This window comes from Lysobacterales bacterium (assembly GCA_016703225.1).
GTDB lineage: Bacteria > Pseudomonadota > Gammaproteobacteria > Xanthomonadales > Ahniellaceae > JADKHK01.
Genome location: JADJCM010000001.1, coordinates 840,533 through 866,142 on the forward strand (window position 1 = coordinate 840,533; position 25,610 = coordinate 866,142).

Genomic DNA, 25,610 nt, shown 5'->3' on the forward strand with positions numbered 1-25,610 from the left:
GATCGTTCCCGTGTCTGTGCCCGTTGCCGGAGTGAGTGGATGGATGCCCTGCGTGAGGATGCCATCGTCGAGGTGAACGCCGCACCCGTGCTGATCGAGGTGCATGGGCTGACCCGGCGCGTGGCCCTACCTGGCCGCGAGCTGACCATCCTCGACGACGTGTCGTTTCGCGTGCGCGCCGGCGAGTCGATGGCGATCGTCGGCGCGTCGGGCTCCGGCAAGTCCACCCTGCTCGCCCTGCTCGCCGGGCTCGATGTCGCCAGCAGCGGCGACGTGCGCATCGCCGGCACCGGCCTAGCCACGCTCGACGAGGACGCGCGCGCGAAGCTGCGCAGCGAGCGCATCGGCTTCGTGTTCCAGAACTTCCAGCTGCTGCCGGCGCTGACCGCACTCGAGAACGTGATGCTGCCGCTCGAACTCGCCGGCATCGACGATGCCGAGAGCCCGGCCCAAGCGATCCTCGGCCGCGTCGGCCTCGGCGAACGCCTCGACCACTATCCGCGCCAGCTCTCCGGCGGCGAGCAGCAGCGCGTCGCGATCGCGCGTGCCTTCGTGACGCGACCGCAGATCCTGTTCGCCGACGAACCGACCGGCAACCTCGACACCGCCACCGGCAGCGTGATCGCCGAACTGCTGTTCGAACTGAACCAGGCCGAGGGCACCACCCTGATCCTGGTGACCCATGACGAACGCCTGGCCGCGCGCTGCGCGCGCCAGTTGCGCCTGGACGGCGGCCGCCTGGTGAGCCGCGCATGAGGTCGACACGCTCGCTGCTGCGTCTTTCGTGGCGGCAGTTGCTGCGCGACCTCGCTTCTGGCGAGTTGCGCGTGTTGTTCGCGGCACTGGTACTCGCCGTGCTCGCGGTCACCGCGGTCGGCTTCGTGACCGATCGCGCCACGCGCGCGCTGGCACTCGAAGCGAACCGCCTGCTCGGTGGCGACGCCGTGCTGCGTTCGGATTCGGCGATTGCACCGGCGCTGCGCGCGGCCGCGCAATCACCCGGGCTCGCGCACAGCGAAGTGTGGACCTTCAACAGCATGCTGCGCGCCGGCCCGGCCCTGAAACTCGGCGAGGTGCGCGCCCTCGGCGCCGACTACCCGCTGCGGGGCGAGTACCGCCTGCGCGACAAACACGGCGCGGAGCGCAGCCATCGCGGTGCCCCGCAGCGCGGCACGATCTGGCTGTCGCGCGCTGGTGCCGATGCACTCGGCGTCAGGATCGGCGACCGCATCACGCTGGGCCGCAGCGAGTTGCAGATCGCGGCCCTGGTCGTGCAGGAACCGGACGCGGTGCTCGACTATTTCAATACCGCGCCGAAGGTGTTCGTGTCGCTCGCCGAATCCGATGCCACTGGGCTGGTCCAGCCCGGTGCACGCATCACCTACCGTCTGGTCGTGGCCGGTGACGCCAACGTCGTCAGCGCCTTCGTCGCCACGCTGAAACCGCAGCTTGGTCGCGGACAACGTATCGAAACCGCCGCCGACGCGCGGCCGGAAGTGCGCAACGCGCTGGATCGCGCCGACCGCTTCCTCGGCCTCGCGGCCTTGGTCTCGGTGGTGCTTGCCAGTGTCGCGGTGGCCATGGCCGCACGCCGCCATACTGCGCGCCACCTCGACGATGCCGCGGTGCTGCGTTGTCTCGGCGCCAGCCAGCGCGAGATCGCCAGCCTGCACCTGCTCGCCCTGCTGCTGCTGGCCGTGCTCGCCTCCACGCTCGGCATCACACTTGCATACGCGCTGCAGTCGTTCGCCGGCGACAGTCTGGAACGTACGCTCGGCATCAATGTGCCCGCCGCCGGCCCGCTGCCGGCCTTGTATGGCGCGGCGGTCGGCTTCACCGTGTTGATCAGCTTCGCGTTGCCGCCCGTGCTGGCGCTGCGCCGCGTGCCGGCACTGCGCGTATTGCGTCGGGACATCCCGCTGACCGAAACCAGCGCCATCGTCACCACCGTGGTCGGCCTGTGCGGCTTGGTCGCGCTGCTGTGGTGGAAATCCGGTTCGGCCGAACTCGCCACCAGCCTGCTCGGCGGCCTCGCACTCGCCTTCGTCGCACTCGCCCTGCTCGCCTCGCTGCTGGTCTCCGCGCTGCGTCTTCTGCGCAAGCGCCTGCGCGGCGCCTGGCGCTATGGGCTCGCGAACCTGTCGCGACGCGCAGCATCGAGCCTGGCGCAGATCGCTGCGCTCGGCCTCGGCCTGACCGTGCTGCTGCTGCTTGGACTGGTGCGTTCCGACCTGCTCGCGCGCTGGCGGGAGGCAATCCCCGCCAATGCGCCGAACCAGTTCGTCATCAACATCCAGCAGGACCAGCTCGAGGGCGTGCGCACCCTGCTCGCTGAGCAGGGCCTGCCGAGCACGCAACTGTTTCCGATGGTGCGCGGCCGCCTGCTCGCGGTGAACGGCAGCGCGGTCAGCGGCGACGACTACGAGGCGCGCGGCGAGCGTGCGCGCCGACTGGCCGAGCGCGAATTCAATCTCAGTGCCAGCACCAGCTTCGGCGACGACAATGTCGCCACCGCCGGCCGACTGTGGAGCGCCGAGGACGCCGACCAGGCGCAATGGTCGGTCGAGGAAGGATTCGCGAAGTCGCTCGGCTGGAAGGTCGGTGACCACGTCGCGTTCGATGTCGGCGGCCAGCGCATCGAGGCGCCGATCACCAGCCTGCGCGCGGTCGACTGGGAGAGCTTCCGCCCGAACTTCTTCGTGATCGGCACGCCAGCGACGATCGCGAAACTGCCCGCCAGCTACATCACCAGCCTGCATCTGCCCGAGCACGAGCGCGGCGCCGTGAATGCACTGGTCGAAAGTTTCCCGAACCTCAGCGTGATCGACATCGGGGCGGTGCTGGCGCAAGTGAAGGGCACCACCGACCAGGTCACCGAAGTGGTCGAGCTGGTGTTCCTGTTCACGCTCGCGGCCGGCGTGCTGGTGCTGGTTGCCGCCATCCACGCCACCCAGGACGAACGCCTGCGCGAAGGCGCGGTGATGCGCGTGCTCGGCGCACGCCGCGCGCAGTTGCGATTCGCCCAGCTGTCCGAGTTCCTGGTGATCGGCTTGATCGCCGCGTTCGTCGCGGTGATCGCCGCCAACGGCATCGCCGGCAGCATCGCCACCCGCGTGTTCGATCTGCCCTGGACGCCGAACCTGCGCCTCAGCCTCGAAGTTGCCGCGACCGGCATCGCGCTGGTCGCGCTCGCCGGCTGGTTCACCACCCGCCGCACCGTCGCCGCACCGCCATCGGAGACGTTAAGGGCGTTGGGGTGATCGGGGCGATGTAGGAGCGACCCCGGTCGCGACCGGTGACGCGATGCAACCGGTGTTCGCGATGCGGTGTTATCGCGATGATCGTGCGTTGCGGCGTCGATGGTCGCGACCGGGGTCGCTCCTACGTCGCAGGGGTGATGCGACCGGGGGGTCATCCGGGTGTGCCCGGTCCACACCGTGTCCCAATACGCATAATCACCGAGGCGCTGCACCAGGCCGGCACGCACCGGATTGCCGACGATGTAGCGCGCGGCCAAGCGCACGTCGCGCCAGCTGCGCAAGGCGCGATCATGGAAGGCAGGGGCCCACATCGGTCCTTCCACGCCCACGACATGATTCGCCGCCCGTGCGCTTACGCCCTTCAATCGTGCAACGACGCCTGACAGCGGTTCTGATTCGCCCAGTTCGATCAACCAGTGCGCGTGGTCCGGCATCAACACCCAAGCCAGCAGACGCGCATCGGCCAGCGCTTCCCGAGTCAGGAAACACCGGCACACGCTGGCCGCGATCTCGAAATCGGCGAACCGGGGCTGGCGAGCCAAGGTCGTGGTGGTCACCAGATAGGTGCCGTGGATCAGCGATTCACGGCCTTCGCGCAGTGCACGGTGCCCGGCAGGCAGTTCGATGCGAAAATGGTTCATGCCGCACAGATCGCCGGTCGCCGTCACGCGATTCGTGAGGCCACGTCGGAAATCCGGATGCGAAAAATCGCAGCGCGGTGTCCACAGGGCCCGTAGGAGCGACCCCGGTCGCGACCGGTGACGCCGCGCAATCGGTGTTCGCGATGCGACGTGGTCGCGACAATCGAACGACGCGGCGTCACCGGTCGCGACCGGGGTCGCTCCTACGGGCGCTGTAGGTGGCCTACGGCACCCACCGTGCCAGATACAGGTCGGTGTCGCGTTCGCCTTCCTTGTTGGCGCGGTTGCTGGCGAACACCAGCCACCGGCCGTCGGGGGAGAACATCGGGAAGCCGTCGAAGCTCGGCGCGCTGGTGATGCGTTCGTCGCCGCCGTCGAAGCGCACGATGCGCAGGTCGAACTCGCGGGCGTTGGCGCCGACATTGGTTGCGTAGATCACGCCCTTGCCGTCCGGTGTGGGATACGGCGCGAAGCTGCCGACACCGTGGCGGGTCAACTGTTTCACGTTGCCGCCGTCGGCGTCCATCACGAACAGTTCGAGCTTGCTCGGGCGCACCAGGCCCTGCTTGAGCAGGCCTTCGTAATCGGCGAGTTCTCCACCCTCGGGGCGCGAGGCGCGCCAGATGATCTTCGAACAATCCGGCGTGAAGAACGCGCCGCCGTCGTAACCGGGCAGGCTGGTCAACTGCTTCACGTTGCCGCCATCGCGATCGGCGACATAGAGATCGAGATCGCCGTTGCGGGTGCTGGTGAACAGGATGCGGCCATCCTTGAAGCACTCGGTCGCCTCGGCGTCGTATCCGGGTCCGCTGATCAGCGGCGTGGTCTTGCCGTGGGCGTCGCGGCGCACGATGTCGAAGCTGTCGTAGATCGCCCACACGTAACCTTGCGAGTAGTCGGGCTTGGGCGGACAAGTCGGACCGGCGGCTTCGGTGGTCGCATAGATCAGCGAGTCGCCGTGCGGATAGTCGAAGTAGCCGCAGGTGGTGCGGCCCTGGCCGCTCGAGACCAGCTCAGCCTTGCCGCTGTCGAGGTCGAGCACGTATTGCGCATCGCAGTCGCCGTCGCGCGGCGTGCGCTGGAAGCTGAGCTTGCGCCCGTCCGGCGACCAGTACGCCTCGGCATTGTCGCCGCCGAAGGTGAGGCGACGCAGGTCGGCGAGGTGCGGCTCGTCGGCGCGCATCAGCTCGGGCGCGGCCTTGCCGGCGCGCGGGCGCCAGTCGCCTGCGGCCGCGGCATCGACACCGACCTCGAAGCTGGCGTGCTGCACCGGCGCGGTCGCCGCGGCCCCTGCCGGCGGATGCGCAGCCGGCGCCGCTTCACCCGGCCGCTGCGACAGCGTCGCGCGCAGTTTCACTTCCTGGCCATCACGCTTGACGACGATGTCGATGGTGTCGCCCGGCTTGTGCTCGCGCAGCACGAAGGTCATGTCGTAAAGGTTGTTGATGGTGATGCCGGCCATGCCGATGATCACGTCGCCCTTGCGCACGCCGCCCTTCTCGGCCGGACTGTTCGGGCGCACGTCGCTGAGCTTGACGCCGCCGGTGGTCGCTTCCATCGCCGAGTAGTCCGGCACCGAACCGAAGTAGGCGCCATACCCGCGGCTGTCGCCGGCCGTCGGTGCCGCCGCGCTGGTGCGCGCGTAATCGAGGCGTGCCCCGACGCGTGCGCCATCGGCGAGTGCCGCGGTGATGCGCGCAACATGGGCGCCACCTTCGAGATTGAGCAGGGGCGCATCGTCCTCGGGCGAGTGGTACTGCTCGTGCGCGCCAGTGAACAGATGCACCACCGGCACGCCGCTGGCGTAGAAACTGGAATGATCGCTGGGTCCGTAGCCGTCGCCGCCGGCGCTGATCATCACCTCGGGCGCGACCTTGTTCGCGGCCGCGACCAGCGCGTCCCAGCCGGTCGAACTGTCGGCACCGAGGATGTTGAGCTTGTGCTCGTGCATGCGCCCGACCATGTCGAGGTTGATCATGGCCGCGACGTCGCCGATCTTGCCGCTCGGCAGATGCTCGACGAACCAGGCGCTGCCGCCGAGTCCGATCTCCTCGGCCGAGAAACCGACGAAGAGCAGCGAGCGGCGATCGGGGGAGAGCTTTCCCAACTGGGACTCCTGCTCAACCAACAAACGCGCCGCACACAACATGCCGGCCACGCCCGAGGCGTTGTCGTCGGCGCCGTTGTGGATCTCGTGGCGATCGGGGGCACGGCTGCTGGGTCCGCCCATGCCGAGATGGTCAAAGTGCGCGCCGACCACGACGACCTCGTTCGCGAGTGCACCGCGACCGGGCCACACGCCGACCACGTTCTGGGTCTTGGCGATCACCGCATGCAGGTCGACGCGACCGCTGACGCGACGGTCCTTCACTGCGAACGAGTCCGACTTGTAACTGGTGTCGATCGCCGCCTGCGCCTTCGCGAGCGTGGTGCCGTTCGCGAGCAGCCAGCGATCGGCGAGGGCGCGCGTGACCTGCAGCACCGGGATGCCGGCGTCCGACAACGGCCCCATGGTCTTCAGCGGCGGCAGCTTGTCGGGTTCGTCCGCGGTCTGCGGCGGCGAGACCAGGATCAACGCGACCGCACCGGCTTCGCGCGCCTGGATCGCCTTCGCGCGCAGGTCGGAGTAACGCGTCGGCTTCTTGCCGTCGAACGGAGACTTCTCATCGTTCTCGCCCGGCTCGAAGCGCAGCGCGAGCACGGCCTTGCCTTTGACGTCGAGCCCGGCGTAATCGTCGTAGTTCAAATCCTTGGCACGAATGCCGTAACCGACGAAGACCAGCTCGCCGGAGAATTCACCCGACTTCGCGAAACCGAGCGGCGTCCAGTCGCTGCCGTAGACGGCGTCCTGCAAGCTGTTGTGTTCGCCGACGCGGATGCCGGTGTTGGCGTCGAAGGGCTGCATGCGTCCCTGTGCCGGCGCCTGCAGTCCGATTGCATCCATCCACTCGGCGATCGCGAGTGCGGCCATGTCGTTGCCCTTGCTGCCGGTGCCGCGGCCTTCCATCGCGTCGTCGGCGAGGGTGTGTGTGACTTCGCGGAAACAGGCTGCGGGATCGGCCGCCACGGTCGCGGCCACGACCGTGGTCGTGGCCAGTGCCAGCGCGATGGTGAACGACAACAAGCGGTGAAGCGGCATCGGTCCGACTCCGGCAATCGAAAGTGCCAGCCTATCAGCCACGCGCGTGGCGCCGCTGTGACGGTTGGCGTTGGTTGCGCTGGTCCAGGAAAGAGTCACCGCGCCTTGAGCGCGACCGCTGTGCGCTCGCGCCAGCGCGCAGCCTGCGCGGGCCGGCGCCAGGCCTCATACAGCAGCACCAGTTCCTGCGCGACTTTTTCCGCGCCGGCGAAGTGGCGATCCTCGCTGCCGAGCTTGCCTTGGTAGGCGGCGAGCAGCCACGACTCGGCTTCGGCGTATTGGCCGCGGTCGCGCAGCAACTTGCCCAGACCGGCGCGGCGTTCGACGCAGCCGGGGTGGTCGGCGCCGCGCAGCGCGTCGCACATCGGGATGTACTCGCGGAACGCGGCTTCGGCCCGCGCCACTGCACCGGCGCGCATCGCAGTGGCGGCCAGGTTGCCGATCGCGATCAGCGTGTCTGGGTGGCGTTCGCCGAGGGTCCGGCGACGGATCGCGAGGATCTCCTCGCATTGCACCAGCGCCTCGGCGGCGCGGCCAAGCATGCTCATCGCGCCGATGATGTTGCTGCGGATGATCAGCGTGTTCGGGTGCTCGGCGCCGTAGTACGCCACGTATCGGGGCAACACCGCCTCCGAGACCGCGAGCGACTCGTCGTAGCGCTTGGCCAGGAACAGCGTCGCACCGAAGTCGCCCCTGAGTTCCATCAGGTCGAAGTCGTCGGCATCGACGCGCCGCTCGCGTGCCGCGATCAGTGCACCGTGAATGGCGATCGCGGCGTCGTGGTCGCCGGCGGTCGAGTCGGCCAGCGCGACCTGGGTGAGCAGGGCCTCGAACGGCGCGGTGTCGTGGGCCAGCGCCTCGGCGGCACGCAGGGTGTCGCGCCCGAGACGACGCGCGGCCTCGATGTCGCCGCCCTCGCGCAGCCGCTTCACGAGACGCACGGCGCTGATCAGCGAGTCTGCGTCGGCGATGCCGAACAAGCGCCGCTGTTGCTCCAGCACCCGGTTCAACAACTCTGGCTCGATCTTGCCCCGTTCGGATTCCCCACGCGCGTTTGCGGTCTCCGAGGCCAGACGCAGCAGGGCGCGGGCGTCGGGCGGGAGGCGGGCCTGCGCGGCGGCGTATTCGGTCTCGGCGATCGCGACTGCCTTGTCGGGCTCGCCCAGGTTGACCAGCGTCTCGACCAGAGTGGCGGCGATTTCGGCGCGCACCTGCGGCGCATCGCCGAGGTCGGTGGCCAGGCGCTGGCCGGCCTGTTCCAGAACCAGGCGCATCAGCGTCCGATCCAGCCCCTGGGCGCGTCCCGGGCTGACCCCGGACAACACCGACGACAGGAACTGCGAAGCACGCGCGGCCTTGTCGCGCTCGGCGACCACCGCATCGCGTTGCGTGCGCCAGACCAGGCCGCTGGCGAGCAAGCCGAGCAGCACCGCGGCACTCACCGCGAGCGGCAGGCGGTTGCGCTCGAGGAAGCGGCCGAGGTGATACAGGCGACTGCCCTGGCGTGCACGCACCGGCAGGCGCTGCAGGTGGCGTTCGATGTCCTCGACCAGTTCCTCGACGCCGGCATAGCGCCGCGCGGGATCGGTGCGCAGGGCCTTGAGCACGATCGCATCCAGATCGCCGCGCAGGCGCCGCGCCCTGGCTGCAGGCAACGGGCGCAGGCTCGGCGGCAGCGGCTCATGACCGCGGATCGCCTCGATCAGGCCGACCGAGTCATCGCCGTTCGCGTTGCCGTCCGCATCGTAGGGCGCCGAGCGGGTGAGTAGTTCGTAGAGAATCACGCCGAGCGCATAGACATCGACGCTGACGCCGCTGTGTCCGGAGAACTGTTCGGGCGCCGCGTAACGCGGCGTCATCAAGCGACGATCGGCGCGGGTCTCGTCGCGACCGCCCTCGCCGATCACCTTGGCGATGCCGAAGTCGAGCAGCTTGGGCTCGCCGTGCGCATCGACCAGGATGTTGCCGGGCTTGAGGTCGCGATGCACCACCAGCATGCGGTGCGCCGCCTGCACCGCACGACAGACCTTGGCGAACAGCCGCAGGCGCGCGACCAGGTCAAGCTGGTGTTGCTCGCACCAGTGATCGATGCGCTCGCCCTCGACCAGTTCCATCACCAGGTAGGGCGTGCCGTCGACGAGCGTGCCGCCGTCGAGCAGACGGGCGATGTAGGGATGGTCGAGCTGCGCCAGGATGCGTTGCTCGGCGGCGAAGCGTCGCGCCCACTCGTTGGCGTCGGCGTCGCTCGCGCGTAGCAACTTGACCGCCACCGCCTGCGCGAAGTCGCCCGCGTCGCGTTGCGCGCGATAGACGCTGCCCATGCCGCCGCTGGCGATCAGGGATTCGATGCGCCAATGCCCGACCTGCAGCCCGATGCGCGCGTCGGCCTGCGGCAAGCTCGCCGCCACCCGACACAGCCCGCCAATCCGCGCGCTGCGATCGGAAGGTTCAGTGATCGGTTCGGCCATCGCGAAGCACCCCTGCGACGATGCGGCACTGTAGCGGTGCGAGCTATCCCGTGTCGCGCGATGGCGTTGCGCGATGCGCGCGGCCAGCGCAAGGCGGGCGGCCACGGGGGGCCTCCCCTACGCGGTCGCCGCGATGCGGTCGGGATCGGTGCCGCGGGTCCCGACCGATCCACACGTCCCCACGCACCGGTAGGGGCAGCCTCCCGTGGCTGCCCAAGCCACACGTCCACCGCACCACCCCCCGTAGCTGCCCAGGCACTTGTCGCCCGCTTTCGTGACAGTGAGACTCGACCCGCGCCAGCGGGCGCGCGGAGGAGCATGCGCATGAACACGACGGCACGATGGGCCGCGGCGGCCCTGGTCTGCAGCGGCGCGGCGGCGGCCACGGAGCGCGCGTATCCGCCGGCCAAGGTCGACTTCGACGCGTTCCAGCAACTGGTGGCCGAGGTCGAGCCACACCGGCGCGAACGGCTGGTCGATCTGGACACGTTCCTGAGAATGAGCCGTGAGCCGGGCGTCGTGGTCCTCGACACGCGCTCGACCTATCGCTACGACCGCATCCACCTGCAGGGCGCGCGCCACCTCGGCTTTTCCGACTTCACCCAGGATCGCCTGGGCGAAGTGATCCCCTCGCTCGACAGCACGGTGCTGATCTACTGCAACAACAACTTCGACGGCAACCAGGTGGACTTCCCGACCAAGGTCGCGCTGCCCGTGCGCACGGTGACGCCCGGCGTGCAGATGCGCGTGCAGGAAAAGCCGCTGATGCTGGCGCTCAACGTCCCGACCTACATCACGCTGTATGGCTACGGCTATCGCAACGTGTACGAACTCGACGAGCTGGTGCAGGTGACCGACCCGCGCATCCGCTTCGAGGGCAGCATCGTGCCAGCGGCGGCGTCCGCACAGACCCCGGCGCTCACGCCGAGTGACGCGACGGATGTGAAGCAGTGATTTACAGCGGTAGCTGCCATTGCGGCGCGGTGCGCTTCGAGGTTGAGGCGCCGGAGGCGGTGGAGGTCGAGCAATGCAACTGCTCGATCTGCGCCATGACCGGGTTCCTGCATCTGATCGTGCCGGCGAGCCGCTTCCGCCTGCTCGCCGGTGCCGACCAGCTCAGCGTGTACACCTTCAACACCGGCGTTGCCCGCCACACCTTCTGCAAGGTCTGCGGCATCAAGCCGTTCTACACCCCGCGCTCGAACCCCGACGGCGTCGACGTCAACGTGCGCTGCCTCGATCCACCGCCGGCGCAACTCACGGTGGTGGCCTTCGACGGGCAGAACTGGGAGCAGAACGCCGCGGCACTCGCGCACAAGAGCCGCGATTCCTGAACACCCGGTGCGCCTTCACGACCGCGCCGCCGCGGATCATCCAGGCGTCGCGATCGATGCAGCTGCGCGTCGGTCAAGGGCCCTCGGTGCCGTCGCCGAAGATCCAGTCCACGGTCGTTCGGTACACGCCGCCGATGTTCCAGTCGGCCTGGCTGTGCGCCTCGAAGGCGACGCGGCCGGAGTCGAAGCTGTGGGGACTCAGGTAGAGACTCTGCACGACATAGCCATCGAGCGCATCGCCGGTGCGGGCAATGAATTCGTAGCCCGCCGGGGTCAGCGCACACAGCACGATCGGTCCGGACACGCCCTGCGGCTGCTCAGCGGAACGCGCCCAGCTCACTTCCGCCGCGAACACCACGACCTGGCCGTGCAGGTCGAATCCGCGGAAGCTGTGGATCGTCGCCACGCCGGGCGGCCGGTTGGCATCGGTGCTGAGCACGCGGCTGAGGGTCCCGTTCTCGGCCAGGTAGAGACCCGGCTTGCCGGCGCCATCGACCCCTCGAACAGGATGCGGCCGCGATCGAGTGCCAGCATCGGATGCCCGCTGATCTGCAGGTCGGTGAAGCTGCCGGTTCCGCCCGGCACCGGGGTCGAGAGGTCCACCACCCGTGAGGTGATGCCACCGCTGTGCCGGTAGATGCCGATCGGCTCCTCTGCGCTGCTGTTCTCGTGCACAAAGGCGATCAGACCCGCTTCCAGTGCCAGGTTGTCGCCGTCGATGCGCTGAAAGTTGTGTCCGGGGTCTTCCGGCAAGGGCATCCCGCCCGCCGCGATCAGCGTGGTGCCGCCGCCCGAGTGCAGGTACAGGCCCGGCCGGTAGCTGACCTGCTCCCAGGCAACGAACGCGATGTCGTCGCCGTCGATCGCGGTCATGCCGAAACCGTTGTAGGGATGGCTGCCGCTGGGCGCGGGATCGTCGTCATCGGCGATGCGTAGCAGGCTGGCACCATCGAAGGCCAGCAGCACGTAGTCCGAAGCCTGCGTCAGCGCGGTGAACGCCACTCGTTCGGCGCCGAGCGAGATGCCCCACTGGGCACCGAGATTGCCGCCGCCACCGGGAGTGCTGGTGAACACGTCGGCGATCACTGTCAGCGGCCCGCCGTCGCCCCGGTAGATGCCGCCGTCGGTGCTGGTGTTGGGCTGCAGCTGCACGTTGGCACGGAAGGTCACTTGATCACCGTCGGCCATGGGCCGACTGAATCCGCTGAGCGTGCCCTGCGGATAGCCGGGCGGATACCCCCCCGGGTTGGGCGTGGTGTGGTTGGCGATGCGCACGATGGTCGGGCCGCCGGCGTGCGCGGCGCAACCGAGCACGAGGCCAAAGAGCACAAGTGCGATGCGCGAGATCGGCATGACGCGTTCTCCTGTCGTTGCGGACGAGGGCGAAACGTTGCTGGCGCGATGATACTCCGGCCCTCGCGACGCGCATCCCGTCGTCAACCGCCTTGGCGCCCGCGCGTTGTCCGCTGCAGGCGAAGAACGCGGGAGATGGATCATGCGACGGGTGTTATCGGTCTTGCTTTGGATCGGCGTGTCGGCAGCGGCCGCGGCGGAGCGTGCCGAGGATGGCGTGTGGTGGAATCCGGATGCGTCCGGCACCGGTTTCCAGATCGAGCGGCAGGGCGACACCTACACGCTGGCGTTCTACCTGTACGAGCCCGACGGCGGCGCGTTGTGGCTGATCGGGTCGGCGCCGTGGGATGCCTCGGTGACGGGCAGCGGCCCTATCGGGCAGTTGCAGGGCACGCTGTATCGCGGTCGCGGCGGGCAGTGCCTGGGCTGCCTGTACCAGGCGCCGACGATCAGCGTGCACGAGGCCGGCGGCTTCACGCTGGCGTTCGACTCCGCGGTCAGCGGCGTGCTGACCTGGGGCGGCACGAGCCAGCCGGTGCAGCGCGCACTGTATGCCTGGCCGGACCGACTGGACCGCTTCGCCGGCCGCTGGCTGCTGACCGAACGCGACGGCGAGTCGCCGGGCACGACGCGCGCCCTGCGCGGCACGCTCGAGGGCAGCGAGGCGTGGCTGCGCGACGCGAGCGGGGCCGAGGTCGCGCGCGTGCAGCGCGACGGACTGCGCCTGCGGCTGCGCTTCGCCGCCGCGCCCGAGGTGGCCATGCCGATCGAGGTCGCCGAGCGCGACCGTTTCGTCGCCAGCGACGGTGGCACGCGCAGCATCATCGGCGTGCGCACCGACGACATCGCGCTCGACGAAGGCGTCGCCGCACCCGCCGGCGCGTACGCGGTGCGCGTGGACGCGGCGCTTGCACGCGGCCCGATCAAGCGCCTGCTCGGCGTCAACAAGGGTCCGGTGCATGGCGGTCGCGTCGCGCCGAACTACAGCTACGACAGCAGCGTGGGTTACCGCGCCTTCGGCGTGCAGAGCGTGCGCCTGCACGACGTCGGCGTGGACCTGTGCGAGATCTACCGCGACGCCCGCATCGAAAACCTGGGGGCCCAGCCACCGACCACGCTGAGTGCCTGCGTGAACACGCCCTCGGGGCCGAGCCCGCGCGTGGCCTGGACAGTCAACGACCCGGGCGCGATCGACGATCCGGTGCAATACGACTTCGCCGCCATGGACGCCCGCGTGCGCGAGGTGATGGCGATCGGCGCGCGCGTGTACCTGCGCCTCGGCGAGAGCTTCAACGGACCGAACGACAGTCGCGACGTGGTCGCCTGGGCGCGCGTTGCCGGCAACCTGTACCGGCACCTGGTCGGCGACTTCGCGCCGGGCGCGGGGGCGGTGGTCGAGCCCGAGTTCGTCGAGGTCCACAACGAGCCCGACGGCATGTTCTGGAACGGCAGCGACGGCGACTTCCACGCGCTGTTCCAGAACAGCGTGGACCTGGTGCGCGCACACGCCGCAGGCGCCGGACGGCCGCTCGCGATCGGCGGGCCCGGTTTCACCGACAGCGTCACCCGCGGCATGGCCACGCCCGGGTCGTTCACCGCCGGCCTGATCGGCGCGGTCGGTCGTGATCGTTTCGATTTCCTCTCGGCGCACTACTACGGCGACTGCGCCGCGGCCTCGCTCGTGGAGATGCGCGACTGGCTGCGCACGCTGCGTGGGCAGATGGCGGCACAGGGACTGGCGAGCATGCCGCTGCATGTCAGCGAGTGGAACATCGGCCTCGGCCAGGCCTGCGGCAACGCGTTCTATGGCGACCGGCGCATGGCCAGCTTCGTCGCCGGCGCGCTGGCACTGCTGCACGAGGACGAGTTCGCGGTCGAGGCCGCGCATTTCTACGCCGGCACCACGGTGATGTCGCTGTTCGCCGCCAACGATGGCCAGGCGACCATCGACCTGCGCCCCGGCGCGTGGGGCTTCTGGGCCTACCGCCAGCTCGCCGATGGCGTGCGCGTGCACACCGAGTCCTGCCGCCAGGGCGTCTGCGCAACCCTCGCCGCGTCACCGGACGCACCCGCAGTGCTCGCGGCACGCGTCGGCAACACGCTGCGCCTGCTGGTCGCCAACGACAGCAGCGCCAGCCGCACGCTGCGCGTGCAGGTGCACAACTCCGACGCCGCGAGCGCGCGCGTGCACACCGCACCCTCGGCCGCGACGCTGCGTCTCGAGACCGAGCTGCACGGCCAGACGGTCGCCATCAGCGAAGCCGGCATCGCCGCGGCCCTCGCTGGCGTCGCCACCACCACTGTCCCGATCACGCGCCCCGCCACCCGCACCGCCCAGCTCGACCTCAACCTCGGCCCCTACGCGGTGATCGTGGTGGAGTTGTCCTGACGCACGCCCCGCCGCAGCGCTATCGTGTCGGCATGAACCGACGATCCCGTATTCCGAAGCCGTTGCGCCATCTGTTCTGGTGGTTGTTCGCGTTGCTGCTGGCCTGGTCCGGCATGATTCTGAGCGGGTTGCTGCCGCGCATCGATGCGAAGCAGCGGGCGGCGCTGGACTTGCTGCGCGCGCCCTACGAGCGGGCGCGTGGCGAGCACAACGCCTTCGAGTTGCTGTGGCTGTTGCCGCGCAATGTGCCGGAGACGGAACGCGACTCGGTGTTCGCGGCCGACATGGCCGCGCTCGATGCGCTGGCCGCGACCGGTGTCGAGCCGGTGCTGGCGAGCGCGCGTTATCCGCGACACGTCGAGGACAGCAGTCCGCAGCTCGGCGCCTGCGGGCGCAAGCCCGGCTGCCTGGCCGCGGTACGCGCCGACGCTGGGGGCGTGCGCGCCGCATTGGCCGAGCGCGCGCCGCTGCTCGCCGGGCTCGACCAGGTCTGGACCTACGATCACCTGCGCACCCCGCATCGACCGAGCTTCGCCGCACCACTGCCGCAGTACCAGCAGGGCGCCAACCTGCAGCTCGCGCGCGCCGCGCTGCGCCAGGTCGATGGCGACCCGGTCGGCGCACTGACCGGGCTGTGTCGCGACCTGTCCGGCTGGCGTCGGCTCAAGGGGCGCAGCGACAGCCTGGTCTTCGAGATGGTGCTGCTGTCCTGGCTGCAGGGCGGGGTGCAACTCGCCGCCGACCTGCGCGCCGAAACTCCGCCCGGCACGCCGCTGCCTGCGGAATGCGCGGCCGCGCTGGCGCCGATCGCCGAGATCGAGCGGATGTCCTGCGACGTCTACCGCGCCGAGTTCCAGGGCATGGCCGACCTGATGGAACCGCAGCGCATGTTCGCCAGCGGGTCGCGGCCGAGCCTGCTCGATCGCGCCCGCGTCCTCGGTGCGCGCTTCGTCTACAGCCCCGGGGCGACGCGCGCGCTGTACGCGACGCACCTCGCCCGCGCCTGCGCGGCGTTGGCGGCCCCGCCCGCGGCCGCGCCCATGTCGCCGCCGGCCTGCGATCTGGAAGGGCGCGTGTTCAATCCGCTCGGCTGCACGCTGGCCGAGATCGGCATGGCCGACTACGACCGCTACCGCCTGCGCGAACACGACGTCGATGCCCTGCTCGCGACCTTCGCCTTGGGCGAATGGCTGGTGACCGAACCCGATGCTGCCGCTGCGCTCGCCAGCCGACCGCAGCGCTTCACCGCGCTGCCGGTCACGCTGGCGGCGGATGGCCACGGCCTGCGCCTGGCCAGGCGCGAGCCGGTGCGCGACGATCCGCCGGAACTGGCACTGCCGCTGCCCGGCAGCCGCGTCGCGGCCATCGTCGCGCCAGAACCGGCACCGTGACGAGGGGCGGGGGAAGCCGTATCCTCGGCGCCTGCTTTCCGCGGAGTAGCCTGCGTCCATGATCGTTTCTGTCCGCGACCGCGACGGTGCGCCGCGCGGCATTCCCGTAGTGCCGGTCGATGCCGTCGGTGCCGAGGAGCGCGCGGCGTTCTTCGCCAAGCGCAGCATCAAGGCGGCGAGCAAGCTCGACCTGCTCTATCTCGCCATCCGCATGATGGACCTGACCACACTCGAAGGTGCCGACACGCCGGCGCGCGTGCGCCAGATGTGTCGCAAGGCGCTGCAACCGGCAGCGCCGGCGCTGACCGAATCGCTGGACAAGCTCCCGGGCTTCCGCCCGATTCCCTCGGTCGCCGCGGTTTGCGTCTATCCGCTGCTGGTGCCGCACGCGGTCAAGGTGCTGGAAGGTTCGGGCGTGCACGTCGCCTCGGTCGCGACCTCCTTCCCCTCCGGCCAGGCCTCGCTGAAGACGCGCCTGCTCGACGTGCGCGAGGCGGTCGAGAACGGCGCCGACGAAATCGACATGGTGATCAACCGCGGCGCCTTCCTCGCCGGCGACTACCAACAGGTGTTCGACGAGATCGCCGCGGTGCGCGACGCCTGCGGCGCGGCGCATCTGAAGGTGATCCTGGAAACCGGCGAACTCGGCACGCTCGACAACGTGCGTTTCGCCTCCGACCTCGCGATCGCTGCCGGCGCGCATTTCATCAAGACCTCGACCGGCAAGATCGTGCCGGCGGCGACGCCGCCGGTGACGCTGGTGATGCTGCAGGCGATCGCCGACCACCAGGCGCGCACCGGAGAGAAGATCGGCATGAAGCCGGCGGGCGGCATCCGCACCGCCAAGCAGTCGATCCAATACCTGTGCATGCTGTACGAGACGCTCGGCCCGGACTGGATGCACCCGGAGCTGTACCGCTTCGGCGCCAGCGCCCTGCTCAACGACGTGCTGCGGCAGGTCTACCGCCAGTACACCGGCCGCTACTACTACGACAAGGGCTACTCGCTTGACTAAGACCACCGCCAAGACCGGCCGCGCCGCCCCGGCCCCGTCGGCCGCGCCCGGGCTCGTCGTCGACTACGCCCCGAGCATCGAGTCCGACAAGATCGTGACGATCCCGCCGCGCCACCAGCTGTACATCGGTGGCGAGTGGGTCAAGCCTGCCGCCGGCCGCTACTTCGCCAGCGTCAATCCGGCGACGTTGGCACCGCTGTCCGAGGTCGCCGAGGCCGGCGCCGAGGACGTCGATGCCGCGGTGCGCGCCGCAAAGCGCGCCTACGACCGCACCTGGAGCAAGCTCTCCGGACGCGAGCGCGGCCGCTACCTGTTCCGCATCGCGCGCCTGATCCAGGAACGCGCACGCGAACTCGCGGTGCTGGAAACGCTGGACAACGGCAAGCCGATCCGCGAAACGCGCGACGTCGACATCCCGCTGGTGGCCGCGCACTTCTTCTATTACGCCGGCTGGGCCGACAAGCTCGGCTACGCGTTGCCCGGGGCGAAGCTGGCGCCGCTCGGTGTCGCCGGCCAGATCATCCCGTGGAATTTCCCGCTGTTGATGGCGGCGTGGAAGATCGCCCCGGCGCTCGCCTGCGGCAACACCGTGGTGCTGAAGCCGGCCGAGCAGACGCCGCTGACCGCGCTCAAGCTGGTCGAGATCTTCGAGGCCGCCGGCCTGCCGCCCGGTGTCGTCAACATCGTCACCGGCGCCGGCGCCACCGGCGCGGCGCTGACCACGCATCCGCTGGTGCGCAAAATCGCGTTCACCGGGAGCACCGAGGTCGGCAAGAGCATCGGCCGCGCCGTCGCCGGCAGCGGCAAGAAGCTCACGCTCGAACTCGGCGGCAAGTCGGCACACCTGATCTTCGCCGACGCCGCCATCGACCAGGCGGTCGAGGGCGTGGTCAACGGCATCTTCTTCAACCAGGGCCACGTCTGTTGCGCCGGATCGCGCCTGCTGGTCGAGGAACCGGTCGCCGACCTGGTGCTGGCCAAGCTCAAGGCCCGCATGCAGAAGCTGCGCGTCGGCAACCCGCTCGACAAGAACACCGACATCGGCGCGATCAACTCGACCGCCGAGATCGAGAAGATCCGCCGCCTGATCGAGACCGGCAAGCAGGAAGGCGCGCGCTACTACGAGCCCGAGAACATCGCGCTGCCGAGCAAGGGCAATTTCCTGCGCCCGTGCCTGTTCAGCGATGTCGCCTCCTCGCACACGATCTGCCGCGTCGAGGTGTTTGGCCCGGTGCTCGCGGTCTCGACTTTCCGCACCCCGGCCGAGGCGATCGCCAAGGCCAACGACACGCCCTACGGGCTGGCCGCCGGCATCTGGAGCGAGAAGGGCTCGAAGGTGCACGCGGTCGCCGCGCAACTGCGCGCCGGCGTGATCTGGGCCAACACCTACAACAAGTTCGACCCGACCTCGCCCTTCGGTGGTTATGGTGAAAGCGGCTACGGCCGCGAGGGCGGACGCCACGGACTGCTGCCGTACCTGGAGGTGGTGCCATGAGCCGTACCGAAACCGCACGCCTGCCGGTGCCGAAGACGCACAAGCTCTACATCGGCGGCGAGTTTCCGCGCAGCGAATCCGGACGCAGCTATGTGCTCGCCAAGCCGGGCGCGAAGCACGCCTATGCGCAGCTGTGCCTGGCCTCGCGCAAGGACCTGCGCGCCGCGGTCGATGCCGCCAAGGCCGCACAACCCGGATGGGCCGCGCGCTCCGCCTACAACCGCGGCCAGATCCTGTATCGCATGGCCGAGATGATCGAAGGCCGCGGCGACTCCTGGCGCGCGCTGCTGCGCGATGGCCTCGGCCTGACCGCGACCCAGGCGACGCGCGCGTTCGAGGGCACCATCGACGCACTGGTGTATTTCGCCGGCGCCACCGACAAGTACCCGCAGGTGATCGGTGCGGTGAACCCGGTCGCTGGTCCGCACCACAACTTCACCACGCCGGACGCGCTCGGCGTGGTCGGCCTGATCTTCCCGGACGAGCCTGACCCGGCCGCGATCGCGGCGCGCATCGCTGCAGTGATCGCCGCCGGCAACAGCGCGATCGCGCTGCTCCCCGGTCGCGCCGGAGGCCTGGTCGCCGAGCTCGGCGAAGCCTTCGCCACCGCCGATCTGCCCGGCGGCGTGATCAACCTGCTCTCCGGTGACGCCGCCGAACTGACACCGCAATTCGCTTCGCACATGGAGATCCAGGGCCTCGCCTACCTGCGCGACGAACCCGCGCGCCGCGCCGAACTCGAACGCGCCGCGGTCGACAACCTGAAGCGCTGCGTCGCCAGCCACGGCCCGCTGCTCGCCCTCGAACGCGTGCTCGACTTCGTCGAATACAAGACCGTCTGGCACCCGATCGGGGTTTGAGCGACCCCTCCATCGCTTGCGCAGGCAGAGGTGCGAAGCGAGGTAGGAGCGACCCCGGTCGCGACCGTTGACGCAGCCACATGCGATGGTCGCGATGCGGTGTGTTCGCCCCCCCACCACCACGACGCAATTCCATCGTGCGGCGTAGGAGCGACCCCGGTCGCGACCGATGACGCAATAACGCCGATGGTCGCGATGCGGGGTGTTCGCAACACCCCCACCACCACGATGCAATCCCATCCTGCGCCTTAGCTCAGCCACGATCCAGCGGGCTCAGCAGCCCGACCGGCCCGCGATTGAGCACGTGCGTGTAGATCTGCGTGGTCGCCACGTCCTCATGCCCGAGCAGTTCCTGCACCGTGCGAATGTCGGCGCCGGTTTCGAGCAGGTGCGTCGCGAAGCAATGGCGCAGCGTGTGGCAACTGGCGCCGCGCTCGATACCGGCGAGGCGCAATGCACGCTTGAGTGCACGCTGCAGCAGGTCCGGGTTCAGGTGATGGCGGCGCTCGACACCCAGGCGCGGATCGAGGCTGCGCGACGCTGCCGGGAACACGTATTGCCAGCCCGGCTCACGCGCCGCATTCGGATACTTGCGCGCCAGCGCATGCGGCAGGAATACCGCACCGAACCCCGCGCGCAGGTCCGCCGCGTGTATTGCCAGCGCCCTCGCCACGGCGTCACGCAGCGCATCCTGCGATTGCCGCGGCAGCATCGTCACCCGGTCCTTGCCGCCCTTGCCATCGCGCACCAGAATCTGGCCGCGCTCGAACTCAATGTCCTTCACGCGCAGCCGCACGCACTCGGAAACGCGCATGCCGGTGCCATACAGCAGCCGGATCATCGGCGCATACGTCGGCTCCAGTGCCTCCAGCACGCGCCGCACCTCGCCCACGCTCAGCACCACCGGCAACCGCGCCGGCCGCTTCGCGCGCACCACCGACTCCATCCACGGCAACCGCACACCCAGCACCTCGCGATACAGGAACAGCAACGCCGCCAGCGCCTGGTTCTGCGTCGACGCCGCCACATCGCCCTCAACCGCGAGCCGCGACAGGAACACCTCGACCTCCGCCCCACCCATCTCGCGCGGATGGCGCTTTCCATTCGCCAGGATGAAGCGACGGATCCACCCGCAATACGCCGCCTCGGTCTTCAGGCTGTAATGCTTGACCCGGATCCGCTCCCGCACCTGATCCATCAACCGCGGCCCCGACGCCGACGCCGACGCCGACGCCGACGCCGATGCCGATGCCGATGCCGACGCCGATGCCGACGCCGACGCCGATGCCTTGCCCGCGCCAGTGGCCGAGCCGGCGGCCGAGCCCGAACTCCTGCCCGCCCCTCCACGCACCCGCCGATCACCCGTTATCCCGTCTCCACCGTCGCGATAAGACATATCCCCACTCCACCGTCGGACATGCCCCATCGTGCCCCCCTGCGAGCCGCAAGTCCTCAGCGCAAGTCTGGATTCTCCCTGCGAAATTTCTTGACCCGCCCCTTCCCCCCACCACAGACTCCCGCCCATAGCCCGACCCTTCCGTCGGAGAATTAGCGTAGAAGCGTTTGTCCGAAGCCTTCCGCCTGCTTGTGCAGTAGGTCATTGCGCCGCAGGGTGCCGCGTTGTTGCGCGCGGTGGCGCCCTCATGCCGATCTCCTCTTGTTGGCCGCGCGCAGTGTTCGTGCGGTCAAGGGCGCGCGCTTCGAAGGTGGCCCCAGATCTCGCCGAAAGTTGCTCTGTCGCGAGAGGCCGCATTGACGCGCGGGAACGTTCGTCGCATTGTCCGCACGTCGCAGCGCGCGCGAATGTCGGGCGGCCGTTCGTCAGTCGCCCACTCGCAGCGGTGCAGTCTCAGCCTTCGTCGGAGGTTCGCGGTTTCATGGGCGCAAACGTTTCTAACTATGTGTTCAAGCCGACCGCCGAGGAAGTTCTTCGTTTCAACCACAGCCTGTCGCGCGGCGGCGGCTTAACACGGCGTTAGCGTCGATTGCCCGTAGCCTTTTCTCAGGTTGTGCACCAGGTGAGCGTGTCGCAATCTGGCCGCGTGATCGTCGGCGCGCTCCATCGAGTTCGGGCTGTCGAGTGTTGTTCGTGGTCGCGTGCGCGCGGTCATCGCTCGGCGCTTCGTTCACGCCCCAGAGCTCGCGAGTCTCTTCTTCATCGCCAGCTTGCCGCATTGACGCGCGGGAGCGTTCGTCGCATTGTCCGCATACCAGCGAGCGCGAACTATGCGCGGTTGTTCGTCGGTCGCGCTTTTTCAGCGGTGCAGGCTCGGGCTTCGTCAGAGGTGTGCAATGTTTCCGCCGCAATCGTCTCTAACTATGTGTTCAAGCGGACCGCGCGGAAGTAGCGAATTCGCCCTGAACATTTCTCTTCGGCCGCGCGGCCGCTTAACACGGCGTTAGCTCTCATGTTCACTCGGCGCGGCATTTCGATTGCTCTGCTGGTTCTTACGAGCCTCGGTGCAGTTGCCGTGTTCTACGTGGGCATCGCGTCCCTCAAGCCTTCTGCGCGTGCGCGCGCGGACGCAGAGCTTTTCCTGCCAGCACAGCCGCTTCTCCCAGGCGTTCCGACGGTCCTCAACATTTCCGGACGTCAGCTCGTCCTACTCCGGCCGACCGACGATCAACTCAGTGCCCTCAAGCGCCTGGATACCCATGTATGGGATCCATCTCGCAGCTCTTACAAGGCAGGCCTCGGTGCCTTTGTATTCTGGGGGGGCGATACTCGCCGTGGTTGTACCGTCAAGTATGTACCTCCCCACGAATCCACCCTTGTTCGCTACTCTCGGCCCGACGCGGAATGGCTCGGCGGCTTCGCGAGCGACATTTGCGAGTCAGCGTACGACCTTGCAGGTCGAACCATTCGCACGTGGCGTTACTCGTACAACGGGTTTACCGCAGCAACTCCAAACCTTGAGTCTCCCGTGGTCCGGCCCTCGGGTCAGCGATTCGTGGTGTCGCTTCATGAGAGCTAACTGTGTGTTCAAGCGGACCGCGCAACCTATGCTTCTTCAACGTGGTGGTCCGCGCCTGCGCGGCCGCTTAACACGGCGTTAGGTGCCGCATGACAGGTTTCGTTTGCGCAACGTGCGGAGAGCTTCATCGAGAATTGCCACTTTGCTTTGGCAGTCCGGCACCTGCGCTTTGGCTATCGTTGCCCGAGGCGGAGCGCGAAGCACGCGCAACACTGAGCTCCGACCAGTGCATCGTTGATGATGAGCACTACTTTGTGCTCGGGCAACTCATCTTGCCAATCCTTGGAACGCCGCAGCATTTCACCTGGCTAGCTTGGGTGTCGTTGAGCGAGTCGAATTTCAATAGAGCCTCGGAGTTGTGGGAAGCCGAAGGGCGTGAAAGTGAGCCTCCATACTTCGGTTGGCTGCAAAGCGCACTCCCCTACAGCCCGTCCACACTCGCCCTAAAGGCAACTGTTCATACCCAACCACTCGGCGAGCGCCCACTCATCGAGCTAGAGCGCACGGACCACCCGTTATCCATTGAGCAACACCAAGGCATTACCCTTGCTCGAGTGCAGCAAATCGCTGAGCACGCGCTGCACGGCGGCGGCGCCTAACTATGTGTTCAAGCCGACCGCCGAGGAAGTTGCTCGTATCATCCACACACCGTCGCGCGGCGGCGGCTTAACACGGCGTTAGATGTCTTTGGCTCCTGGTGGTTTCTAAACATCTCCTAGCGTAGAGTGATGCCGCAGTAAACCATGGGTTCTGGTCACCCTGAAGCTTTGGGAAAGAGCTTGCAAGCCCGAGACCGGTTGTTCCGGGCGTGATGAAAGTGGGCTACTGGACAGAGCCAAGCCTCGTAGATGAGTCGCGAGTTCCCGCGAAGAGCGGGCGCGGAGGGAGTCCTCGGCGGTTGCCGTGCTTTGTGCTCGGGTGCTTTGTGTATTTTGCTTCGGCTAGTGTGCGCAGGCTCACTGGCGCGCCCCGAATTACATCTGGTGGAAATATTAGATATAGATGACACGATCAAGATCAGGGGGATGCAATGACTGGTGAAGTTCTCGGCTTTTTTGCTATTGCGTGCTTCTTGTTTCTATTTGTTTTCGCAATAGAAAAGATTGGTCAGAAACATGATGAAGAACGGAAGCAAATGCTGAAGGAGCGTGAATTAACTAAAGTGTTGGAAGATCGAGAGTTTCAGCGTGATGCGAAATTGATTCTTCGGGAAGCCTTCATCGCGTCACTCGGCGAATTGGTTTCATCAGAATGGATATCATCGTTTTCTAACGAATCCATTGATTCGGGGGCGTTTCGTCGGGGCGAAGGATATCGTTTTACCTTAAGCGCCAAAGTTGAACGCGATGGGTGGTCGCGCCTGCGGAGAGATCCGAATAGCGACCAAGCAGCGTGGAGATCTGAGCTATTGAGGGTAGCAAAGGTAATCGCCGGAAATTTCTCCCTTGTTATTGATGAAATTCGCGTCACTGATTCATATTTTAGTATTAGATACACGACGAAGGGTGCTTGGTACCGTGAGTAGGAGCACGAGATAGATCCATCGGTACGAGTCATTTGAACACGGCGGAACTTCGGAGAATCAGCCCCCTCGCGAGTTGAACACGTTTCGTGGCTTCGGTTCAGCTAGAAAAGCGGGTTTCATTCGCAGTAGTCCAAATTGGCGCTTAACCGGACGCCGGGTGGGCACTGCGGCGTCATCCCAACCTTGCCGGCGGGCGCGGACATGCGGCGGCGTGGGTGCGGAAGAGGCTTGCAGTCTGGGGAATTGCGGCCTTGACCCCAAGAGCTTTAGGGTGCAGTCTTTCGCAAGGGTTTGGTGGAGCCTGTTTTTTGCATTATCTCGGCACCACCGCAAGCAGAGACATCTAACTAAATGTTCAAGCCGACCGCCGTCCCACCAGTTCGCACTTACCACCGATGTCGCGCGGCGGCGGCTTAACATGGCGTTAGAAGCGTTTGTCCGGAGCTTTACGCCGGCTTGTGCAGTAGGTCATCGCGTCGCTTCGTGCCGCGCTGTTGCGCGCGGTGGCGCCATCACGCCGATCTCCTCATGTTGTCCGCGCGCAGGCGCGTGCGGCCATGGTCGCGCGCTTCGACAGTTGCCCCAGAGCTCGCCACAGGCTGTGCTGTCGCGAGTGGCCGCATTGACGCGCGGGAGCGTTCGTCGCATTGTCCGCGCACCGCAGTGCGCGCGAATTTCGGGCGGCAGTTCGTCAATCGCCCACTCGCAGCGGTGCAGTCTCAGCCTTCGTCGGAGGTTCGCGGTTTCATGGGCGCAAACGTTTCTAACTATGTGTTCAAGCCGACCGCCGAGGAAGTTCTTCGTTTCAACCACAGCCTGTCGCGCGGCGGCGGCTTAACACGGCGTTAGAAGCGTTTGTCCGAAGCCTTCCGCCTGCTTGTGCAGTAGGTCATTGCGCCGCAGGGTGCCGCGTTGTTGCGCGCGGTGGCGCCCTCATGCCGATCTCCTCTTGTTGGCCGCGCGCAGTGTTCGTGCGGTCAAGGGCGCGCGCTTCGAAGGTGGCCCCAGATCTCGCCGAAAGTTGCTCTGTCGCGAGAGGCCGCATTGACGCGCGGGAACGTTCGTCGCATTGTCCGCACGTCGCAGCGCGCGCGAATGTCGGGCGGCCGTTCGTCAGTCGCCCACTCGCAGCGGTGCAGTCTCAGCCTTCGTCGGAGGTTCGCGGTTTCATGGGCGCAAACGTTTCTAACTATGTGTTCAAGCCGACCGCCGAGGAAGTTCTTCGTTTCAACCACAGCCTGTCGCGCGGCGGCGGCTTAACACGGCGTTAGGTCTGCACATGCGCGTCGATCGCACTCGTCACATTGACTCCAGCGAGCCCGATGCCTCGGGCATGCTCGACTACTACTACGAGTACGACATCTATCGTTTCGTCGAGGGCGCTGAGTGCCTCGTCGCGCGAAGCTACACGGACTCGCCTCAGGAAGCGCACTTCCTCAGGTGGGAACTGGGCTCACAACAACGCTCCCTGCAACGCTCAGATTTCGCGAGGCCAGTTGCATTCGCAGCCGAAGCCTTCCTGAGATCCGAGGGCAAAATTGAACTGAAGTGGCTTGGTGAGCAAGGCACTTACGAGCGGCTCCCCGCGAGGCAGGCCTAACTATGTGTTCAAGCCGACCGCCGAGGAAGTTGCTCGTATCATCCACAGCCCGTCGCGCGGCGGCGGCTTAACACGGCGTTAGAGCGCATCCATGGGCCGGTTCAGAGAGTTGGAAGACTTCGAAAGTCGATTCGCAACCATGGATGTTCCGGAACTCCTTCGCTG

The 25,610-nt window shown here is 67.6% G+C and carries 17 protein-coding genes and 1 pseudogene; 12 read left to right on the plus strand and 6 right to left on the minus strand.

Annotated features, from left to right (window positions below):
* The first annotated feature begins 39 nt into the window (after positions 1–39).
* Together IPG63_03705 and IPG63_03710 are read left to right on the plus strand one after the other, a co-directional pair.
* A complete protein-coding gene (locus tag IPG63_03705; GenBank protein MBK6726356.1) occupies positions 40–756 on the plus strand; it encodes an ABC transporter ATP-binding protein in 717 nt (238 codons plus the stop codon).
* Complete coding sequence (locus tag IPG63_03710) at positions 753–3,260, plus strand: FtsX-like permease family protein (protein MBK6726357.1); 2,508 nt, start codon at positions 753–755, stop codon at positions 3,258–3,260. The genes IPG63_03705 and IPG63_03710 overlap by 4 nt, the downstream gene beginning before the upstream one ends.
* Before the next feature lie 170 nt (positions 3,261–3,430).
* Here IPG63_03710 and IPG63_03715 read toward each other — a convergent pair.
* The 3 genes and pseudogenes from IPG63_03715 to IPG63_03725 all read right to left on the minus strand — a co-directional run bounded on the left by IPG63_03715 (position 3,431) and on the right by IPG63_03725 (position 9,613).
* Positions 3,431–3,901: pseudogene (locus tag IPG63_03715) on the minus strand (transposase).
* A 223-nt stretch (positions 3,902–4,124) separates the two neighbouring features.
* A complete protein-coding gene (locus tag IPG63_03720; protein ID MBK6726358.1) occupies positions 4,125–7,040 on the minus strand; it encodes a M28 family peptidase in 2,916 nt (971 codons plus the stop codon).
* 95 nt (positions 7,041–7,135) lie between these two features.
* Complete coding sequence (locus tag IPG63_03725) at positions 7,136–9,613, minus strand: protein kinase (protein MBK6726359.1); 2,478 nt, start codon at positions 9,611–9,613, stop codon at positions 7,136–7,138.
* A gap of 219 nt (positions 9,614–9,832) precedes the next feature.
* Here IPG63_03725 and IPG63_03730 point away from each other — a divergent pair, with 219 nt between their 5' ends.
* Both IPG63_03730 and IPG63_03735 read left to right on the plus strand, forming a co-directional pair.
* On the plus strand, positions 9,833–10,462 hold the full coding sequence (locus IPG63_03730) for a rhodanese-like domain-containing protein (protein MBK6726360.1): 630 nt from the start codon (positions 9,833–9,835) through the stop codon (positions 10,460–10,462).
* Positions 10,459–10,842: a GFA family protein gene (locus tag IPG63_03735; GenBank protein MBK6726361.1), complete on the plus strand. Its 384-nt coding sequence runs from the start codon at positions 10,459–10,461 to the stop codon at positions 10,840–10,842. Before IPG63_03730 ends, IPG63_03735 begins: the two co-directional genes overlap by 4 nt.
* Before the next feature lie 73 nt (positions 10,843–10,915).
* Here the strand turns inward: IPG63_03735 and IPG63_03740 are convergent, their stop codons facing one another.
* Together IPG63_03740 and IPG63_03745 are read right to left on the minus strand one after the other, a co-directional pair.
* Positions 10,916–11,146 carry a hypothetical protein gene (locus IPG63_03740; GenBank protein ID MBK6726362.1) on the minus strand — a complete coding sequence of 77 codons (231 nt, stop codon included), beginning with the start codon at positions 11,144–11,146 and terminating at the stop codon, positions 10,916–10,918.
* A gap of 32 nt (positions 11,147–11,178) precedes the next feature.
* A complete protein-coding gene (locus IPG63_03745; GenBank protein MBK6726363.1) occupies positions 11,179–12,195 on the minus strand; it encodes a hypothetical protein in 1,017 nt (338 codons plus the stop codon).
* A gap of 142 nt (positions 12,196–12,337) precedes the next feature.
* On the opposite strand from IPG63_03745, the gene IPG63_03750 reads away from it, so the two are divergent.
* The 5 genes from IPG63_03750 to IPG63_03770 are packed head-to-tail and all read left to right on the plus strand — an operon-like array spanning position 12,338 to position 19,345.
* Positions 12,338–14,584 carry a hypothetical protein gene (locus IPG63_03750; protein MBK6726364.1) on the plus strand — a complete coding sequence of 749 codons (2,247 nt, stop codon included), beginning with the start codon at positions 12,338–12,340 and terminating at the stop codon, positions 14,582–14,584.
* 32 nt (positions 14,585–14,616) lie between these two features.
* Positions 14,617–15,975, plus strand: coding sequence for a hypothetical protein (locus tag IPG63_03755; GenBank protein MBK6726365.1), 1,359 nt, complete (start codon positions 14,617–14,619; stop codon positions 15,973–15,975).
* A 58-nt stretch (positions 15,976–16,033) separates the two neighbouring features.
* The gene (gene deoC, locus IPG63_03760; GenBank protein MBK6726366.1) at positions 16,034–16,990 is read left to right on the plus strand and encodes a deoxyribose-phosphate aldolase; all 957 of its coding nucleotides are present in this window, start codon (positions 16,034–16,036) and stop codon (positions 16,988–16,990) included.
* On the plus strand, positions 16,983–18,485 hold the full coding sequence (locus IPG63_03765; protein ID MBK6726367.1) for an aldehyde dehydrogenase family protein: 1,503 nt from the start codon (positions 16,983–16,985) through the stop codon (positions 18,483–18,485). The genes deoC and IPG63_03765 overlap by 8 nt, the downstream gene beginning before the upstream one ends.
* Positions 18,482–19,345 carry an aldehyde dehydrogenase family protein gene (locus IPG63_03770; GenBank protein MBK6726368.1) on the plus strand — a complete coding sequence of 288 codons (864 nt, stop codon included), beginning with the start codon at positions 18,482–18,484 and terminating at the stop codon, positions 19,343–19,345. Before IPG63_03765 ends, IPG63_03770 begins: the two co-directional genes overlap by 4 nt.
* A 253-nt stretch (positions 19,346–19,598) precedes the next feature.
* On the opposite strand, the gene IPG63_03775 is transcribed toward IPG63_03770, so the two are convergent.
* The gene (locus tag IPG63_03775) at positions 19,599–20,543 is read right to left on the minus strand and encodes an integron integrase (GenBank protein ID MBK6726369.1); all 945 of its coding nucleotides are present in this window, start codon (positions 20,541–20,543) and stop codon (positions 19,599–19,601) included.
* A gap of 1,866 nt (positions 20,544–22,409) precedes the next feature.
* Here IPG63_03775 and IPG63_03780 point away from each other — a divergent pair.
* From IPG63_03780 to IPG63_03790, 3 genes are all read left to right on the plus strand, one after another.
* The gene (locus IPG63_03780; protein ID MBK6726370.1) at positions 22,410–22,919 is read left to right on the plus strand and encodes a DUF2199 domain-containing protein; all 510 of its coding nucleotides are present in this window, start codon (positions 22,410–22,412) and stop codon (positions 22,917–22,919) included.
* A 431-nt stretch (positions 22,920–23,350) separates the two neighbouring features.
* The gene (locus IPG63_03785; GenBank protein ID MBK6726371.1) at positions 23,351–23,845 is read left to right on the plus strand and encodes a hypothetical protein; all 495 of its coding nucleotides are present in this window, start codon (positions 23,351–23,353) and stop codon (positions 23,843–23,845) included.
* Between the two features lie 1,279 nt (positions 23,846–25,124).
* A complete protein-coding gene (locus IPG63_03790) occupies positions 25,125–25,445 on the plus strand; it encodes a hypothetical protein (protein ID MBK6726372.1) in 321 nt (106 codons plus the stop codon).
* Positions 25,446–25,610 lie beyond the last annotated feature (165 nt).

Bases quoted from the DNA above. Each gene is read 5' to 3' on its own strand.
- IPG63_03705 (MBK6726356.1), top strand. From the start codon at position 40: ATGGATGCCCTGCGTGAGGATGCCATCGTCGAGGTGAACGCCGCACCC.
- IPG63_03780 (MBK6726370.1), top strand. From the start codon at position 22,410: ATGACAGGTTTCGTTTGCGCAACGTGCGGAGAGCTTCATCGAGAATTG.
- IPG63_03785 (MBK6726371.1), top strand. From the start codon at position 23,351: ATGACTGGTGAAGTTCTCGGCTTTTTTGCTATTGCGTGCTTCTTGTTT.
- deoC (MBK6726366.1), top strand. From the start codon at position 16,034: ATGATCGTTTCTGTCCGCGACCGCGACGGTGCGCCGCGCGGCATTCCC.
- IPG63_03720 (MBK6726358.1), bottom strand. From the start codon at position 7,040: ATGCCGCTTCACCGCTTGTTGTCGTTCACCATCGCGCTGGCACTGGCC.
- IPG63_03755 (MBK6726365.1), top strand. From the start codon at position 14,617: ATGAACCGACGATCCCGTATTCCGAAGCCGTTGCGCCATCTGTTCTGG.
- IPG63_03730 (MBK6726360.1), top strand. From the start codon at position 9,833: ATGAACACGACGGCACGATGGGCCGCGGCGGCCCTGGTCTGCAGCGGC.
- IPG63_03770 (MBK6726368.1), top strand. From the start codon at position 18,482: ATGAGCCGTACCGAAACCGCACGCCTGCCGGTGCCGAAGACGCACAAG.
- IPG63_03790 (MBK6726372.1), top strand. From the start codon at position 25,125: ATGCGCGTCGATCGCACTCGTCACATTGACTCCAGCGAGCCCGATGCC.
- IPG63_03775 (MBK6726369.1), bottom strand. From the start codon at position 20,543: ATGGATCAGGTGCGGGAGCGGATCCGGGTCAAGCATTACAGCCTGAAG.
- IPG63_03745 (MBK6726363.1), bottom strand. From the start codon at position 12,195: ATGCCGATCTCGCGCATCGCACTTGTGCTCTTTGGCCTCGTGCTCGGT.
- IPG63_03710 (MBK6726357.1), top strand. From the start codon at position 753: ATGAGGTCGACACGCTCGCTGCTGCGTCTTTCGTGGCGGCAGTTGCTG.
- IPG63_03750 (MBK6726364.1), top strand. From the start codon at position 12,338: ATGCGACGGGTGTTATCGGTCTTGCTTTGGATCGGCGTGTCGGCAGCG.